The sequence below is a fragment of the Streptomyces sp. NPDC046557 genome, from assembly GCF_040645975.1.
Classification (GTDB): Bacteria; Actinomycetota; Actinomycetes; order Streptomycetales; family Streptomycetaceae; genus Streptomyces.
This window is the reverse complement of the sequence record NZ_JBEYZH010000007.1, coordinates 49,154-63,648: the sequence shown is the minus strand read 5'-3', so window position 1 is coordinate 63,648 and position 14,495 is coordinate 49,154. Positions and strand designations below refer to the sequence as shown.

Sequence of the window (14,495 nt, the reverse complement as noted above, 5' to 3'; positions counted from 1 at the left end):
CTCCTGCGGCATGACCGGAAGCGTCAGCACCGCTGACCTCAGCGCTCATCGGGGTTACCGTCGGTCCCATGGGGAGGCGGACGATCACCGTGCACCAGGTGCGCGCGCTGCTCGCGGGGGCGCGGCGCGCCGGCATCGACACCGTGCCACTGCTGCAAGAGGCGCAGATCCCACCGCTGTTGCCCGGGGACGACCGCGCGCGGATCACGCCGGCGCAGTTCGCCCGGCTGTTCCGCGCGCTGTACCGCACGACGCAGGACGAGTTCCTCGGACTCGGTACGGTGCCGAGCCGGCCCGGCACCTTCGCGATGATGTGCTACGCCTCGCTGGGCTGCCGGGACCTGGGGACGGCCGTCGAACGGGCCGTCGCCTTCTACGGGTTGTTCCCCGGCGGCCCCCGACTGGCCTTGGAGGTCGACGACGGCGAGGCCCGGTTCACCGTGCACGGCCACGTCGGCGGGGGCGCGGAAGGGGACACCGCGGGGGACCGCGCCGGTGGCCTGGACGGGGAGCGGTTCCTCTCCGAGTGCGTGCTGGCGATCTGGCACCGGCTGAGCAGTTGGCTGATCGGGCGCCGCATTCCGCTGCTGTACGCGGCCTTCGCCTATCCCCCGCCGCCGTACGGGGACGAGTACGAGGTGCTCTTCGACTGTCCCGTCCGCTTCGGCGCCGACCGGACGACCGCCGCGTTCGCCGCCCAGTGGCTGACCGCGCCGCTCGTACGGGAGGAGCCCGCGCTCGACGCGATGCTCCGCCGGGCCCCCTTCGACCTGCTGTCGCGGCCGGAGTACGGGACCACGGTCGCGGAGCAGGTGCGCCGGACCCTGACGCGGCGACTGCGCACCTCCCCGCGACTCCCGGAGCTGGGCGAGGTGGCGGCGCGGCTCGCGGTGTCCCCGGCGACGCTCCGGCGCCGGCTCCACCGGGAGGGCACGTCCTTCCAGCAGTTGAAGGACCACGTGCGGCGGGACGCGGCGATCGCGGGGCTGGCCGAGAGCAGCGAGCCCATCGCGGACATCGCCGCCCGCCTGGGCTTCTCGGAGGACACCGCCTTCCACCGCGCGTTCCGCCGCTGGACGGGCACGACCCCGGGTGCCTACCGCATCGCGTCGGGCGGCTGAGGGGCCCGCCGGGGACAGGGGGTGAGGCGGGGGACGAGGCGGATGGCCACTCGGGTCAGCAAAGGTGAGCTGCGCAGTCAACGACATGCCGACCGGTCGGTCACTACCTTCTCCTCACCTGCCCCCACACGCACCCTCGGGAGAGCCGCCCATGCGTTTCCGCAGCACCGCCCTCGCCGCCGTGGCCGCCCTCGCCCTCACGGCCTGGATTCCCGCCACCGCGAGCGCCACCGCGAGCGCCACCGCCGGCGCCCGCCCCGGTGACCTCGTCTCCAGTGCGCCCTCCGCCTTCCATCCGCTGCCCGGCCTGCCCACCGACACCAAGGCGTGGAAGGTCACCTACCGCTCCACCACCGCCGACGGCGCGCCGAACGTCGTCTCCGGCACGGTCATCGTCCCGCAGGACGGCCGCACCGGCCCCCGCCCCCTGATCACCTACGCGGTGGGCACCGTCGGCATGGGCGACTCCTGTGCTCCGAGCAACAACCTGCCCAACGGCACCGCCATGGAGGCCAACCTCATCCAGCAGCTCACGCTGCGCGGCTGGGCGGTGGTCGTCACCGACTACGAGGGCCTCGGGACCCCCGGCGTGCACACCTACACCGTCGGCCCCTCCGCCGGTCACGCCATGCTCGACGCCGCACGCGCCGCCCTCCGCCTCCCCGAGGCCGGCCTGCCGACGAACACCCCGATCGGCATCATGGGCTACTCCCAGGGCGGCCAGGCCAGTAGCTGGGCCGCCGAGCTCCAGGGCTCGTACGCCCCGGAGTTGCAGGTGAAGGGCACGGCCACCGGCGGTGTCCCGGCCGACCTGATGAAGGTCGCCGACTTCAACAACGGCTCCTACGGCTCCGGCCTGATCTTCATGGCCGCCGCCGGACAGGACGCCGCCTTCCCCGAGCTGAAGCTCGACTCCTACCTCAACCCGGCGGGCAAGGCGCTGGTCGACGGCCTGCGCGAGGGCTGCGTCGCCATCGACGCCATCGCGGGCTCCTTCAAGCGGATCTCCGACCTCACCACCCGCGACCCGCTCGCCCAGCCCGATTGGCAGGCCCGGCTCCGTCAGAGCAGGCTCGGCGGAACCGCACCGGCCGCGCCGGTGTACCAGTACCACGCGCTCGGCGACGAACTGATCCCGTACGCCGTCGGCCGCGAGCTGCGCTCGGAGTGGTGCGCGCGGGGTGCGAACGTCGAGTTCGACACCATCTGGGTCGGTGAGCACGTCAGCGGCGTCATCACCCACTCCCTGGAGGCCGGCGACTGGCTGGCGGACCGCTTCGCCGGCCGCCCCACTCACCCCGACTGCTGACCGCACCCCCACCGGCTCTTTTCAGCCTCGCCGGCGTTTCAGCCTCGCCGGCGGGGCAAACCTGGCTCGTCGGGGCCCCTTTTCCGGCCCCGGCGCAGCCGTTTCCAGCCCCGGGGGCACATCCAGCCTCGTCGGCGTTTGAGGCACGAGGTCCGGGGCGGAGCCCCGAAAGCCCGGCCCCGCCCGACCGGTCACCCCCGGAGGGTCACCGCCCCCGGTACATCGCGTCGATCTCCCGCGCGAACTCCCGCCCGATTACCCCCCGCCGCAGCTTCAACGACGGCGTCAGATGTCCCCGCGCCTCCGTGAACTCCCCCTCCAACAGCACGAACCGCCGTATCGACTCCGCCCGCGACACCAACGCGTTCGCCTCGTCCACCCCCCTCTGCACGTCCGCCCGCAGCTCCTCGTCCCGTACCAGCTCCCCCACCGGCACGCCGACCTTCTTGCGCATCTGCCTCCAGTGCGCCAGCCCCTCCTCGTCCAGGGTGATCAGCGCGGCGACGTACGGCCGGTTGTCGCCGACCACCAGGCACTGGCCCACCAGCGGGTGCGCCCGCAGCGCGTCCTCCAGGACCGCCGGGGCGACGTTCTTGCCGCCGGAGGTGATGATCATGTCCTTCTTGCGGCCGGTGATCGTCAGGTACCCGTCCGCGTCCAGCTCACCGATGTCGCCGGTCGGGAACCATCCGCCGGGTTCCGCCGCCCCACCGTTCCAGTACCCCGCGAAGACGTGCGGCCCGCGCAGCAGCACCTCCCCGTCGTCCGCGATCCGCACCGCCGTCCCGGGCAACGGCCACCCCACCGTGCCGAGCCGCGGCTTGAGCGGGGGCGTGACCGTCGCCGCGGCCGTCGTCTCCGTCAGCCCGTAGCCCTCGAAGACCTCCACGCCCGCGCCCGTGTAGAACGCCGCCAGCCGCTCCCCCAGCGGCGAGCCGCCGCTCAGGACGTAGCGCACGCGCCCGCCCAGCGCCGCCCGGATGCGCCGGTACACGAGCGGGTCGTACAGCGCCCGCGCCGCCCGCAGCCCCCACCCGGACCCGCCGCTCTCCCCGTACCGGCGGGCGATCCTGGCCGCCCGGTCGAAGGACGCGGCCCGGCCCATCCGCTCGGCCGTCGCCCGTGCGGTGTTGTAGACCTTCTCCAGGACGTACGGGATGGCCAGCAGGAACGTGGGCCGGAACCCGGCCAGGTCCGCCAGCAGGTCTTCCGTACGGATGCTCGGCGCGTGTCCCACTTTCACCCGCGCCCGCATGCACCCCACGGCCACCATCCGCCCGAAAACGTGCGACAGCGGGAGGAACAGCAGGGTGGAGGCCGGCTCGCTGGTCACCGACCGGAACACCGGATGCAGCAGCTCCACCGCGTTGTCGACCTCGGCGAAGAAGTTCCCGTGCGTCAGCACGCACCCCTTCGGCTGCCCGGTGGTCCCGGAGGTGTAGACGAGCGTCGCCACGTCCTGCGGGGTACGGACCCGCCGGCGCTCGTGCACCAGCGCCTCCGGGATGCGCTCGCCGGCCTTGACGAGCCGGGCGACGGCGCCCGTGTCGAATTCCCACAGGTGCACGAGGCCGGGCAGGTTCACGCGTTCGGCGCTGATGATGCGGGCCTGCGTGGTGTCCTCGACGGCGCAGGCCGCCGCCCCCGAGTCCTGGATGATCCACCGCGCCTGGGCCGCCGAGGAGGTCGGATAGATCGGCACCGTCACCAGTCCGGCCGCCCAGCCCGCGAAGTCCAGCAGGGTCCACTCGTAGGTGGTGCGGGCCATGATGGCGAGCCGGTCGCCGGCCCGAAGCCCCTCGGCGATCAGCCCCTTGGCGACGGCCAGCACCTCCGCCGCGAACTCGGCGGCGCTCACGTCGCGCCAGCTACCGTCCGGCTCCTTGCGCGCGAGTACGGCCTCGCCGGGCGCCTGGGCCGCGTTGTCGAACGGGATGTTCCCGAGCGATCCCCGTACCGGCGGCCCGACGAGCGCGGGCACCGCGACCTCCCGTACCACCCCGTCGATCAGGGTCTTGACGGGCTCGACCAGCTGCGGCTCGGCTTGCACGGGCGCTCTCCTCGGCTCGACTCCGGAGTTACCGCCGGTAATCTACGCACGGGTAACCGCCGCCGGCCAGCCCCTGAACAGGCCCCGACCATCGCGAGCACGACTCCTCCACGGGGCGCGCACGCCGTCACGCCCGGGCACCCACGTGCACGGACGGCCAGGATGCGGGGCCGGCTACGCGGCCGCGCCGGTGACCCTGCAGTCGCGGCAGCGGCCCGGTTCCTGTGCGCGGAAGGCGCGTTCGCAGCCGTCGCAGGTCTGCAACGGGTCACGGAGGGGCGCTTTCTCCTCTCCGGGCGGGGCAGCCGGCAGCGGCGGCGGCAGCATCGCGGTGAGCCGGTAGGCGAGGACGGAGGCGGGGTGCCGGATGTGGTCCGGGAGGCCCGCGACCAGTTTCCGCGCGATGGCGTCGAGGGAGATCCCGCGTTCCAGCCAGGTGGAAGCGCCAGGTGCGAGGCGGAGGATGTCCCGCTCGGACAGGAGCAGTCGGGGGTCGAGCGCACGCAGGCCGGCCAGCAGGTCGAGGGCGGCCGGGTGGAGCGGGGCGGCGGTTTCCGGCTCCTCGGCCTCCGGGACGGGCTCTTCCCCCTCGGGGTCCGGCACGTCGGGTTCCCATACGGGCTCGGGCTCGGGTTCCCGTACCGGCACGGGCTCGGCTTCCCGTACGGGGCGGGGCTCGGGCTCGGGTTCCCGCACGGGCCGGGACTCGGGCTCCATCGCCCGGGTGGGCCGTACCCGCATCGGACGGGGTTCCGCGGCATCGTCCGGCTCGGCGCCCGGCTGCTCGTAGTAGTACGTCTGGGTGACCATGCGCCCGCTGTCGAGCCGTACGACACGCCGCTCGACGTAGCCGAACTTCTCCAACTCCCGCAGCGCCGCGTCCAGTCGGATCTCCCCTTCGGGGAAGCGCGCGGCCAGCACCTTGATGCCTCTGCGCCACCCCCGCGCCACTATCACAGCGCCGGGATGGTCAGCCGTGCGGGGCCTCGGCCACCTCAACCGCCTCGGCGCCTTCCCCGACGCACCCGCTCGGCCCCCCAGACGCCGAGCGGCCTCCTCAACCTCACCGACTACCAGGCGATGTACGACGTCCTCGCCGGCGCCCATCGCAGCGCTCGCCGGCCGGACGCCGGTCAACCTCGGCTCCGACGCCCTCGACCGCACGCGCGAGGCGGCGAGAACCGGACCCGCGTCATCGACGGCATCCGCGAGCCGCGCTGACCGGCCCCGGCGCGAGGGGTGTCAGGCTTCGTCGGCTGCCAGGAGATCGACGACGATTTCCGCGCCCAGGGCGTACGCCGGGACGCCCGAGGTGATGAGGGCGGTCTCGGCGACGCCGATGAGGTCGGCGACGGTGGCGCCGGCGTGGAGGGCGCCCCGGGCGTGGATCCGGGCGGGGTGCTCGCGGCCCAGGGACAGGAGCTGACCGAAGTGGACGAGTTGCTGTACGCGCGCGCCCAGCGGGTTGTCGGTCAGCACGATGTGCCGCAGCGCCGCGAGCGCCTCTTCGGTGGGGAGCCGGTCGAAGTCCCGTGCCAGGCGCAGCCGGTCCTGCACGCCGCCCGGGACGCCCCCGAGGGTGGAGCGGTAGCGGGCGCGGACGGCCTCGGTGCGTGCGTCGGGCGTCGGTGCGTCGGGCGTCGGTGCGTCCCCGGTCATGACGCGACCCGGGCGATCGAGGCGCGTACGGCGGCCAGCGCGCCCTCGGGGAAGTCCACGGCCCCGCCGATCGCCGCCGCGGCGATCTCCGCCTCGGCGCTCTCCTCGATGGCCACCACCAGGTGGGCGGTCGCCGCCGAGTCCGGGCCGAACACCAGCAGCCCGTGGTTGGCCAGCAGGGCCGCGGAGGTCGTCGGGTACCGCTCCAGCACGTCGGCGATCCCGCGGACCGATACGTCGGACCCGCGCGGCCCCCACGGAACCACCGGTACCTCCTCGGGCTGCCCGAAGCGCAGCATCGGCTCGGTCCGGCACGGCAGCGGCCGGTGGGCGACGGCGAAGGCCGTCGCGGAGGGCGAGTGCGTGTGGATGATGGCCCCCACCTGCGGGCGGGCGCGGTAAACGGCGCTGTGCATGGCGATGATCTCGGCGCTGACGGACCGCAGTTCGCCCGCCAAGACCTCGCCGTCGAGACTGACGGCCGCCAGGTCCCCGGGCCGCAGCCCGCGGACGAACCCCGGCGTCAGCAGGAAGCTGTCGGCGTCGAGCCGCGCGCTGAGGTTGGCGTGCCCCGAATGCGACATCACCCCCGCCGTGAAGAGTGCCTCCGCCGCTTCGACCAGCTCCCGCGACCGCTCGGTTCCCACCTGTGTGCTTGCCATTCCGGCACCTCCGAAGTCCGCTGCCGGCGGCTCTTCCGCCGCCGCCGTGCTCGCACACCCCACTCTTCAACTTGAACTAAGGTTCAAGTCAAGCGGCCGACGGCCGGACCGGGCGGAAACGGCAGGGGCCTCTACGTGCGCATCACCATCGGACAGCTCGCGGAGGTCACCGGGGTACCGGCGTCGGCCATCCGGTTCTGGGAACGCCACGGCCTGCTGCCCGCGCCCGAGCGCCAGGGCGGCCAGCGCCGCTACCCCCCGGAGGCCGCGCAACGGATCGTCGTGCTGCGCACGTGCCAGCAGGCCGGGCTGACCCTGGCGGAGATCGGCGAGCTCCAGGAGGACCAGCCGCGCCGGCAGGCGATGATCCGCGCCAAGATCACGGAGGTCGAGCAGCGCATGATCGACCTCGAACACGCCCATCAACTCCTGGTCCACGCCCTCCAGTGCGGCGAGGAGGACATCACCGGCTGCCCCAAGTTCCGCGAGCAGATGGCCGCCTGGGGTACGTCGTCGCGTTAGCACCGGTCCAGGAGACCTCCGCCCACACCACCTTCCCAGGCGCGGGCCCTTCCCGTACGCCCCACCGGTCGGCGTACGCGTCGATCAGCACCAGCCCCGCCCGGAGCGCGCATCACGGGCAGCCGGTCACCGCGCGTATCGGCCACCTCGATCCGCAACAGGCCCGGCCGCGCGAGCAACTCCAGCCGGAACCCCCGCCCCGGCACCCGTCCGTGGGTAACGGCGTTGGCGGCGAGCTCGGCCACGATGACGCGCGGTGCGTCCAAGGGAAGGCCCCAGCCGCGCAGTTGCTCGATGGCGAGCAGCCGGGCGAGCCGGGCCGCGCGGGGCGTGGCGGACAGGAGGACGTCATAGTGCCGGGCATCGAGCGCGGGTCCGGCGAATTCACTGTTCACCTCACAGAGCGTGGCGGTGCGTGCGTAGCGTGAGAAGGCACGACGCCCTTGCGTGCGGGCTTTGTCCGGAGGTTGTCCCGTGCTGTCCGGTCCGTCCGGACCGTTGCCCCGGGTAGTGGGCGTTGAGGACATCGGCTCGTCGGAGGTAGCGCGCATGGGCATGGACAGTGACGGTACGGAAGACGCCGGCTGGGACGTCGATCCCGAGGACGAACAGGGGGTAGCGGTCCTGTCCGCGCTGGGCCGCCAGCTCCGGACCTGGCGGGAGCAGGCGGGGATGCGGGCCTCGGACCTGGGCGTGGCGATCGGGTACGGGGAGGACCTGGTCCGCAAGGTCGAGTCGTTGCCCGAACACCGGCGCCCGCGCTCAGTTTCGTCCACGAGGCATCAGCGCTGCGACGCCCCATCGGGGGCACAATGGTGTGGCACCGACAGCTCGAACGGCTTCTGGAGGTGAGTGCGTTGCGCAACGTGTCACTCCAGGTCATGCCGAACACCCGTGAAGCGCATGCCGGAGCCGGACGGCGGGATCGAACTCCTGAAGTTCGATGACGGTACTGGCGTGGGACGCTCAGAAGGGGCGTTCAACGGGCGTCCGGTCTCCGATCCGAAGCGGCTCCGAATCCTTGAACTGCGCTATGGCATCATCCGGGCTGAGGCTCTCACGCCCCGTGAGTCACGGGACTGCATCAAGGAACTGCTGGGAGAGACATGATCGGCAACCCCGAGCTGGACTGGTTCAAGAGCAGCCACAGCAGCGGCAGCGAGGGCGACTCCTGCGTCGAGGTGGCCACCACCCCCGCCGCCGTCCTCGTCCGGGACTCCAAGGACACCGACATCCCCCACCTCGCCTTCGGCCCCGCCGCCTGGGCCGGGTTCGTGGCCTCCGCCCGCTGAGCCGGGAAACACCACGGCCCCCGCCCGGAGTGGGGCTGGGGCCGCGGTGCGTGCGTACGGGGCGTCAGGCGGCGACGGCCACCGGGGTACGGGCCGGGTCTTCCGGCGCCACGTCTTCCAGCGGGGAGGACGAGGCGGCCGCGTACGCCTTCTTGTCGAGGATGCCCTCGCGGGCCGAGACGATGACCGGGACCACGGCCTGGCCGGCCACGTTGGTGGCGGTGCGCATCATGTCCAGGATCGGGTCGATCGCCATCAGCAGGCCCACGCCCTCCAGCGGCAGACCCAGCGTGGAGAGGGTCAGCGTCAGCATGACCGTGGCGCCCGTCAGACCCGCCGTGGCGGCGGAGCCGACCACCGACACGAAGGCGATGAGCACGTACTCCTTGATGCCGAGCTGGACGTCGAAGATCTGCGCGATGAAGATCGCCGCCAGCGCCGGGTAGATCGCGGCGCAGCCGTCCATCTTGGTCGTGGCGCCGAACGGGACGGCGAAGGAGGCGTACTCCTTCGGGACGCCGAGGCGCTCGGTGACCTTCTGGGTGACCGGCATGGTGCCGACCGAGGAGCGGGAGACGAAGGCCAGCTGGATGGCCGGCCAGGCGCCCTTGAAGAACTGGAGCGGGTTGACCTTGGCGACGGTCGCCAGGAGCAGCGGGTACACGCCGAACATCACGAGGGCGGAGCCGATGTAGACGTCCGCGGTGAAGGTGGCGTACTTGCCGATCAAATCCCAGCCGTAGGTGGCGATGGCGGTGCCGATGAGGCCGACGGTGCCGATGGGCGCGAGGCGGATGACCCACCACAGGGCCTTCTGGAGCAGCTCCAGGACGGACTCGGCGAGGGTGAGGACCGGCTGCGCCTTGCTGCCGAGCTGGAGGGCGGCGATACCGGCGACGGCGGCCAGGAAGACGATCTGGAGGACGTTCAGCTCGGTGAACGGCGTGACGATGTCCTTCGGCACGATGCCGGTCAGGAAGTCGAGCCACGAGCCGTGGTGCTTGGGCAGCTTGCCGTCCTGCGGGGTGAGGCCGGTACCGGCGCCCGGGTTGGTCAGCAGGCCGATGGCGAGGCCGATGCCGACCGCGATCAGCGACGTGATCATGAACCACAGCAGGGTGCGGGAGGCGAGGCGCGCGGCGTTGTTCACCTTCCGCAGGTTGGTGATCGACACCAGGATCGCGAAGAAGACGAGCGGCGCGACGGCCAGCTTGAGCAGCTGGATGAAGATGTCGCCGATCTGCTCCAGCGTGGTGCCCAGCCAGCTGATGTCCTGGCTCTTGGCGAGCCAGCCGAGCAGCACGCCGAGGGCGAGACCGGTGACGATCTGGGCCCAGAACGGGAACTTGAACGAGGCCTTGGCGGCGGGGGCCGAGGCCTGGGGGGTGGCGGACACGGACACTCTCCGGGGGTGACGCGTACGGGACGACGCGTGAAAACGTGACGAACGGGGACGCACGGGAACGGACGGAAGGTTCCTGCGGCGGTGATCGGGGCGGTGTTGACGACGCGGTGGTGACACGGTGCGGCAGCACCCGGAAAGCGCCGGGCCGGCCGGGACCGCTGCTGTGTCGTCAGCGACAACAGCAACAGGCCGCGGACACGCGGCGGCAGAGGTCGACGTGCAGGCGCGCCACGAGCGGAACGCTCGCGGTCATCTGGTGCGCAACTGTGGTCAACATGTTGAACACGCTAACACTTATCCTTTGAGAATCTCAAAGGCGCCCTTTGAGCCATGGTCACGCCGGAACGCACGAACGCCCCAGCGAGACGGGTGGTGTTCCCGTGGCTGGGGCGGTTCGGTGTGTGAGGAAGGTAACCGGGCAGCTGCCCGGAGCGGCGCGCTACGCGGCGCGGGCGGCGTCGTCGGCCGCGTCCTCCTGGCCTCGGTTCTCGGCGAGCTTCTGCTTCGCGCCCGCGACGCGTCCGGAGATCTGCAGGGACATCTCGTCGCGCTGCTTGCGCAGGAGAACGAAGGACAGGGGCGCGGAGAGCACGAGGGCGAGGAGCACGATCCAGGCGAAGTTCGCGTCGCCCAGTCCGGCGGGCACCCAGCCCAGGTGGACGAATACGGCGACGAGCACCAGGCACCCGACGAAGATGCCCAGGCGCATCGCGGTGTAGCGGATCGTCGCGCTCGGCTTGAGGGACACGGTGACCCCTTCTCTCTCGTCTTCGTACGGTGGCACGTGCCCGTCCAGTGAAGCACGCCGAGGCCGGCCTCCGGCTCCCCGGGGTCGCCGACCCCCGCGACCGCAGGTCAGTGGAGCGGGAGCAGCATCGTGATGTCGTCGCGGTCGTCGCCGGGGCCGACGCGGATGGCGTCCGGGACGCGGCCGACCTCCTTGTAGCCGCAGGCGGCGTAGAAGTGCTCCAGGCCGAGACCGCCGCGGCAGGTCAGGCGGATCGCCTCGATGCCGTCCAGGGTGCGGGCGGCGTCGGCGACGGCCGCCATCAGGCCGCGGCCGGCGCCACGCCCCTGGAGGTGCGGGGCGACCATCACGGTGTAGGCCATGACCCAGTGCCGCATGAGGCGGTGCGGGTTGAGGGCGAGGACTGCGGCGGCGACGACCTTGCCGTCCTCGTCGTGGCCCACGATCAGGCGTTGGGTCCCCTCGACCATCGCCACGAGGTGCTTGACGAGGGACGGCCGCACGTCCTCGGTGGTGACGGGCGGGACGAAGCCGACCGCGCCCCCCGCGTTGCTGACCTCGGTCCAGAGTTCGAGGAGTCCGTCGCGCAGGGCCGGGTCGACGACGGGGTCCACCGTGAAAGTAAGGGTCATAAGGTGAGAGTATCTATTACCTCCGCGACTCGGCAACCGTTTTCCGCCGCCTCTCGCACGGCCGGGAACGGAGCGAGCCCCGGTCCACCAGGACCGGGGCTCGCCTCCGTACAACCGCCGCGCCGCGCGCGTCAGAGGCGCATCGCCTGCGGCGACTCGCGCAGGTCCGCTTCCGGGCCGGGGTACTCGCGGATGATCTCGTAGCGCGTATTGCGCTCGACCGGCCGGAAGCCGGCTTCCCGGATGAGCTCCAAGAGGTCGTCACGGCCCAGCTTGTTCGGGGTGCCGTAGTTGTCGGCGTCGTGCGTGATCTTGTACTCGACGACCGAGCCGTCCATGTCGTCCGCGCCGTGCTGGAGCGCGAGCTGGGCGGTCTGCACGCCGTGCATCACCCAGAAGACCTTCACGTGCGGCACGTTGTCGAACAGGAGCCGGGAGACCGCGAAGGTCTTGAGCGCCTCGGCGCCCGTCGCCATCGTCGTGCGCGCCTGGAGCTTGTTGCGGACCTTGCCGTCCTGCATGTCCACGAAGTCGTGCTGGTAGCGCAGCGGGATGAAGACCTGGAAGCCGCCGGTCTCGTCCTGGAGCTCGCGCAGCCGCAGCACGTGGTCCACGCGGTGGCGCGGCTCCTCGATGTGCCCGTAGAGCATGGTCGAGGGGGTCTTGAGACCCTTCGAGTGCGCCAGGCGGTGGATGCGCGACCAGTCTTCCCAGTGGGTGCGGTGGTCCACGATGTGCTGACGGACCTCCCAGTCGAAGATCTCGGCGCCGCCGCCGGTCAGCGACTCCAGACCGGCCTCGATCAGCTCGTCCAGGATGTCGGAGGCCGACATGCCGGAGATCGTCTCGAAGTGGTGGATCTCGGTGGCCGTGAACGCCTTCAGCGAGACGTTCGGCAGCGCCTCCTTCAGCGCGGAGAGCGAACGCGGGTAGTAGCGCCACGGCAGGGTCGGGTGCAGACCGTTGACGATGTGCAGCTCGGTGAGGTTCTCGTTCTCCATGGCCTTGGCCAGGCGGACGGCCTCCTCGATGCGCATCGTGTACGCGTCCTTCTCGCCCGGCTTGCGCTGGAACGAGCAGTACGCGCAGGACGCGGTGCACACGTTGGTCATGTTGAGGTGGCGGTTGACGTTGAAGTGGACGACGTCGCCGTTCTTGCGCGTGCGCACCTCGTGGGCGAGGCCGCCGAGCCAGGCCAGGTCGTCGGACTCGTAGAGGGCGATGCCGTCCTCACGGGTCAGCCGCTCGCCGGAACGGACCTTCTCCTCCAGCTCACGCTTGAGCCCAGCGTCCATGCCGGTCTTCTCCTCTGTCTGTCCTGCTCTGCCCTGCACTGCCCGTGCCCTGCCTACGCGCTGCCGCCGCCCGCGACCCGTGGTCCGGGTGGCCGCAACCGCCACCCACCGTACTCTCAGCCCTCCTCGGGCAGTTCCCCGACCCGGTTCTCCCACTTCGTGGAGAGCACGATGGTGGTGCGGGTGCGCGAGACGCCCTTGGTTCCGGAGAGCCTACGGATGATCTTCTCCAGGCCGTCCACGTCGCTGGCGCGCACCTTCAGCATGAAGGAGTCGTCTCCGGCGATGAACCAGCAGTCCTCGATCTCGGCGAGGTCGCGCAGCCGGCGGGCCACGTCCTCGTGGTCCGCGGCGTCGGAGAGGGAGATGCCGATCAGCGCGGTGACGCCGAGGCCGAGTGAGGCCGCGTCCACGGTCGCGCGGTAGCCCGTGATCACGCCCGCCGTCTCCAGACGGTTGATGCGGTCGGTGACGCTGGGGCCGGAGAGGCCCACGAGACGGCCCAGCTCCGCGTACGAGGCACGACCGTTTTCCCGGAGTGCCTGGATGAGCTGCCTGTCCACCGTGTCCATTACGTGGAGCCTTCCATTATTCGGCGATTCTGCGAGTTTAGGTATAGAATCTAAGGCACACAGGGGTCAACGCCCTGTGAAATCTTTCAACAGATCAAAGACGATCTTCAGGAGTGGTTCACCGTGTACACGATCGAGATGGCCTACGCGCACATGCGACAGCTCCAGGAGCTGGCCAACCGATCCCGCACCGACCAGCCGTCCGCCGCCCACCGCGTCGACAAGATGCGCAAGCCGCGCACCGACAAGAAGCGCTAAGCACCGCTCGCCTCCCTGGGAGCGCGGGAACCTCCGAGCTCCCCCTCCCACCTGCGGTACAGCCGGTGCGGCACACCCGCCGCATCGAGCACCCGCCCCGCGACGAAGTCCACCAGATCCTGGATGTGCGTCGCACCCGCGTAGAACGCCGGAGAGGCGGGCAGCACGACCGCGCCCGCCTCGTCCAGCGCCACCAAGTGCTTCAAGGTCTGCCCGTTCAGCGGAGTCTCCCGCACCGCGACCACCAGCTGGCGCCGCTCCTTGAGCGTCACGCTCGCGACGCGCTGGAGCAGGTCCTTCGACAGTCCCAGCGCCACCCCCGCCACGCACGCCGTGGACGCGGGCACGATCAGCATCCCCTTCACCGGGTACGAACCCGAGCTCGGGCCGGCGGCCAGGTCCCCGGCACCCCAGTGGCGCACGTCGTCCAGCGCGGGCGCCGCGAAAGCCCCCGGCTTGCCGTCCGCGCCGCGTTCCAGCCACTGGGCGAGGTCCTCGCGCCAGTGGGCGTCACGGAAAGCGATGCCGGTTTCGTCCAGCAGGGTGAGGCGCGACGCCCGGCTCACCACCAGGTCGACGCTTTCCCCCGCCGCGAGGAGCCCGCGGAGCACCGCCGCCGCGTACGGCGTCCCGGACGCCCCGGAAACCCCGACCACCCACGGGGTGCGCTTGCCGTCAGTCATGACTCCGAGACTATCCGGCCACCGCGAGCGGACACGGAGTAAGGTGCCCGGACGTTCAAGGGGTGGACACGAAAGACGGGCGGCGTTCGCCGTGAACCAGGTGCGCGTGGAGTACGAGGGGCGGGCGGGGCAGACCCTACGCCCGGGCGGGGACGGCTGGAGCCGGGCCGATCGGGCCAAGGCCGCCGCGAAGCTCATGCTGGGCTGGGTCGCGCTGCTGTGGCTGATCGAAGCCGTGGAGTATGCGACGGGGCAGGTCGTCAGGCGCGCCAACCGCGTCAAACCCG

Annotated in this window: 15 protein-coding genes and 3 pseudogenes; 7 read left to right on the top strand and 11 right to left on the bottom strand. The window is 71.5% G+C overall.

The features are described from left to right. Nucleotides 1–68 precede the first annotated feature (68 nt). A complete protein-coding gene (locus tag ABZ934_RS16290) occupies nucleotides 69–1,121 on the top strand; it encodes an AraC family transcriptional regulator (protein WP_361313079.1) in 1,053 nt (350 codons plus the stop codon). Nucleotides 1,122–1,272: 151 nt separating this feature from the next. Next, nucleotides 1,273–2,430: a lipase family protein gene (locus ABZ934_RS16285; protein WP_361313078.1), complete on the top strand. Its 1,158-nt coding sequence runs from the start codon at nucleotides 1,273–1,275 to the stop codon at nucleotides 2,428–2,430. A 205-nt stretch (nucleotides 2,431–2,635) separates the two neighbouring features. Here ABZ934_RS16285 and ABZ934_RS16280 read toward each other — a convergent pair whose 3' ends face one another. The 4 genes from ABZ934_RS16280 to ABZ934_RS16265 all read right to left on the bottom strand — a co-directional run bounded on the left by ABZ934_RS16280 (nucleotide 2,636) and on the right by ABZ934_RS16265 (nucleotide 6,801). Then, nucleotides 2,636–4,480 (bottom strand): AMP-dependent synthetase/ligase, encoded by a 1,845-nt coding sequence (locus ABZ934_RS16280; protein WP_361313076.1) that lies wholly within the window; start codon nucleotides 4,478–4,480, stop codon nucleotides 2,636–2,638. A 174-nt stretch (nucleotides 4,481–4,654) separates the two neighbouring features. Further along, a complete protein-coding gene (locus ABZ934_RS16275) occupies nucleotides 4,655–5,437 on the bottom strand; it encodes a helix-turn-helix domain-containing protein (protein ID WP_361313074.1) in 783 nt (260 codons plus the stop codon). Nucleotides 5,438–5,722: 285 nt separating this feature from the next. Next, nucleotides 5,723–6,139, bottom strand: coding sequence for a carboxymuconolactone decarboxylase family protein (locus ABZ934_RS16270; protein WP_361313072.1), 417 nt, complete (start codon nucleotides 6,137–6,139; stop codon nucleotides 5,723–5,725). Next, on the bottom strand, nucleotides 6,136–6,801 hold the full coding sequence (locus tag ABZ934_RS16265) for a class II aldolase/adducin family protein (protein ID WP_361313071.1): 666 nt from the start codon (nucleotides 6,799–6,801) through the stop codon (nucleotides 6,136–6,138). The genes ABZ934_RS16270 and ABZ934_RS16265 overlap by 4 nt, the downstream gene beginning before the upstream one ends. Nucleotides 6,802–6,936: 135 nt before the next feature. Here ABZ934_RS16265 and ABZ934_RS16260 point away from each other — a divergent pair, with 135 nt between their 5' ends. After that, on the top strand, nucleotides 6,937–7,323 hold the full coding sequence (locus ABZ934_RS16260) for a MerR family transcriptional regulator (RefSeq protein ID WP_361313069.1): 387 nt from the start codon (nucleotides 6,937–6,939) through the stop codon (nucleotides 7,321–7,323). On the opposite strand, the pseudogene ABZ934_RS16255 reads toward ABZ934_RS16260, so the two are convergent. Continuing rightward, nucleotides 7,265–7,718 (bottom strand): annotated as a pseudogene (locus tag ABZ934_RS16255) (ATP-binding protein). The gene ABZ934_RS16260 and the pseudogene ABZ934_RS16255 sit on opposite strands and share 59 nt — an antisense overlap. 160 nt (nucleotides 7,719–7,878) lie before the next feature. Between ABZ934_RS16255 and ABZ934_RS16250 the strand changes: the two are divergent. Next, nucleotides 7,879–8,433 (top strand): annotated as a pseudogene (locus ABZ934_RS16250) (helix-turn-helix transcriptional regulator). Then, the gene (locus ABZ934_RS16245) at nucleotides 8,430–8,615 is read left to right on the top strand and encodes a DUF397 domain-containing protein (RefSeq protein ID WP_361313067.1); all 186 of its coding nucleotides are present in this window, start codon (nucleotides 8,430–8,432) and stop codon (nucleotides 8,613–8,615) included. Before ABZ934_RS16250 ends, ABZ934_RS16245 begins: the two are co-directional and overlap by 4 nt. Nucleotides 8,616–8,679: 64 nt before the next feature. Here the strand turns inward: ABZ934_RS16245 and ABZ934_RS16240 are convergent, their stop codons facing one another. The 5 genes from ABZ934_RS16240 to ABZ934_RS16220 all read right to left on the bottom strand — a co-directional run bounded on the left by ABZ934_RS16240 (nucleotide 8,680) and on the right by ABZ934_RS16220 (nucleotide 13,267). Next, the gene (locus ABZ934_RS16240) at nucleotides 8,680–10,011 is read right to left on the bottom strand and encodes a dicarboxylate/amino acid:cation symporter (protein ID WP_361313065.1); all 1,332 of its coding nucleotides are present in this window, start codon (nucleotides 10,009–10,011) and stop codon (nucleotides 8,680–8,682) included. A gap of 448 nt (nucleotides 10,012–10,459) precedes the next feature. Then, entirely contained in the window at nucleotides 10,460–10,768 is a 309-nt protein-coding gene (locus tag ABZ934_RS16235) for a DUF4229 domain-containing protein (protein WP_361313063.1), read from the bottom strand. 107 nt (nucleotides 10,769–10,875) lie between these two features. Further along, nucleotides 10,876–11,400 (bottom strand): GNAT family N-acetyltransferase, encoded by a 525-nt coding sequence (locus ABZ934_RS16230; protein ID WP_361313062.1) that lies wholly within the window; start codon nucleotides 11,398–11,400, stop codon nucleotides 10,876–10,878. A 131-nt stretch (nucleotides 11,401–11,531) separates the two neighbouring features. Beyond that, entirely contained in the window at nucleotides 11,532–12,695 is a 1,164-nt protein-coding gene (gene mqnE, locus ABZ934_RS16225; RefSeq protein WP_361313061.1) for an aminofutalosine synthase MqnE, read from the bottom strand. A 116-nt stretch (nucleotides 12,696–12,811) separates the two neighbouring features. Then, nucleotides 12,812–13,267, bottom strand: a complete 456-nt coding sequence (locus tag ABZ934_RS16220; protein ID WP_073913168.1) for an Lrp/AsnC family transcriptional regulator — start codon at nucleotides 13,265–13,267, stop codon at nucleotides 12,812–12,814. 123 nt (nucleotides 13,268–13,390) lie between these two features. On the opposite strand from ABZ934_RS16220, the gene ABZ934_RS16215 reads away from it, so the two are divergent. Next, on the top strand, nucleotides 13,391–13,525 hold the full coding sequence (locus tag ABZ934_RS16215) for a hypothetical protein (RefSeq protein WP_268250203.1): 135 nt from the start codon (nucleotides 13,391–13,393) through the stop codon (nucleotides 13,523–13,525). On the opposite strand, the gene ABZ934_RS16210 is transcribed toward ABZ934_RS16215, so the two are convergent. Further along, nucleotides 13,522–14,208, bottom strand: coding sequence for a UbiX family flavin prenyltransferase (locus ABZ934_RS16210; RefSeq protein ID WP_361313060.1), 687 nt, complete (start codon nucleotides 14,206–14,208; stop codon nucleotides 13,522–13,524). The genes ABZ934_RS16215 and ABZ934_RS16210 overlap by 4 nt on opposite strands. Nucleotides 14,209–14,314: 106 nt before the next feature. Here ABZ934_RS16210 and ABZ934_RS16205 point away from each other — a divergent pair. After that, a pseudogene (locus ABZ934_RS16205) lies at nucleotides 14,315–14,461 on the top strand (rhomboid family intramembrane serine protease); the annotation flags it as partial. Nucleotides 14,462–14,495: the final 34 nt, after the last annotated feature.

Coding starts and splice junctions, on each gene's coding strand:
- ABZ934_RS16290 (WP_361313079.1), top strand. CDS start 69: ATGGGGAGGCGGACGATCACCGTGCACCAGGTGCGCGCGCTGCTCGCG.
- ABZ934_RS16285 (WP_361313078.1), top strand. CDS start 1,273: ATGCGTTTCCGCAGCACCGCCCTCGCCGCCGTGGCCGCCCTCGCCCTC.
- ABZ934_RS16270 (WP_361313072.1), bottom strand. CDS start 6,139: ATGACCGGGGACGCACCGACGCCCGACGCACCGACGCCCGACGCACGC.
- ABZ934_RS16265 (WP_361313071.1), bottom strand. CDS start 6,801: ATGGCAAGCACACAGGTGGGAACCGAGCGGTCGCGGGAGCTGGTCGAA.
- ABZ934_RS16245 (WP_361313067.1), top strand. CDS start 8,430: ATGATCGGCAACCCCGAGCTGGACTGGTTCAAGAGCAGCCACAGCAGC.
- ABZ934_RS16230 (WP_361313062.1), bottom strand. CDS start 11,400: ATGACCCTTACTTTCACGGTGGACCCCGTCGTCGACCCGGCCCTGCGC.
- mqnE (WP_361313061.1), bottom strand. CDS start 12,695: ATGGACGCTGGGCTCAAGCGTGAGCTGGAGGAGAAGGTCCGTTCCGGC.
- ABZ934_RS16220 (WP_073913168.1), bottom strand. CDS start 13,267: ATGGACACGGTGGACAGGCAGCTCATCCAGGCACTCCGGGAAAACGGT.
- ABZ934_RS16210 (WP_361313060.1), bottom strand. CDS start 14,208: ATGACTGACGGCAAGCGCACCCCGTGGGTGGTCGGGGTTTCCGGGGCG.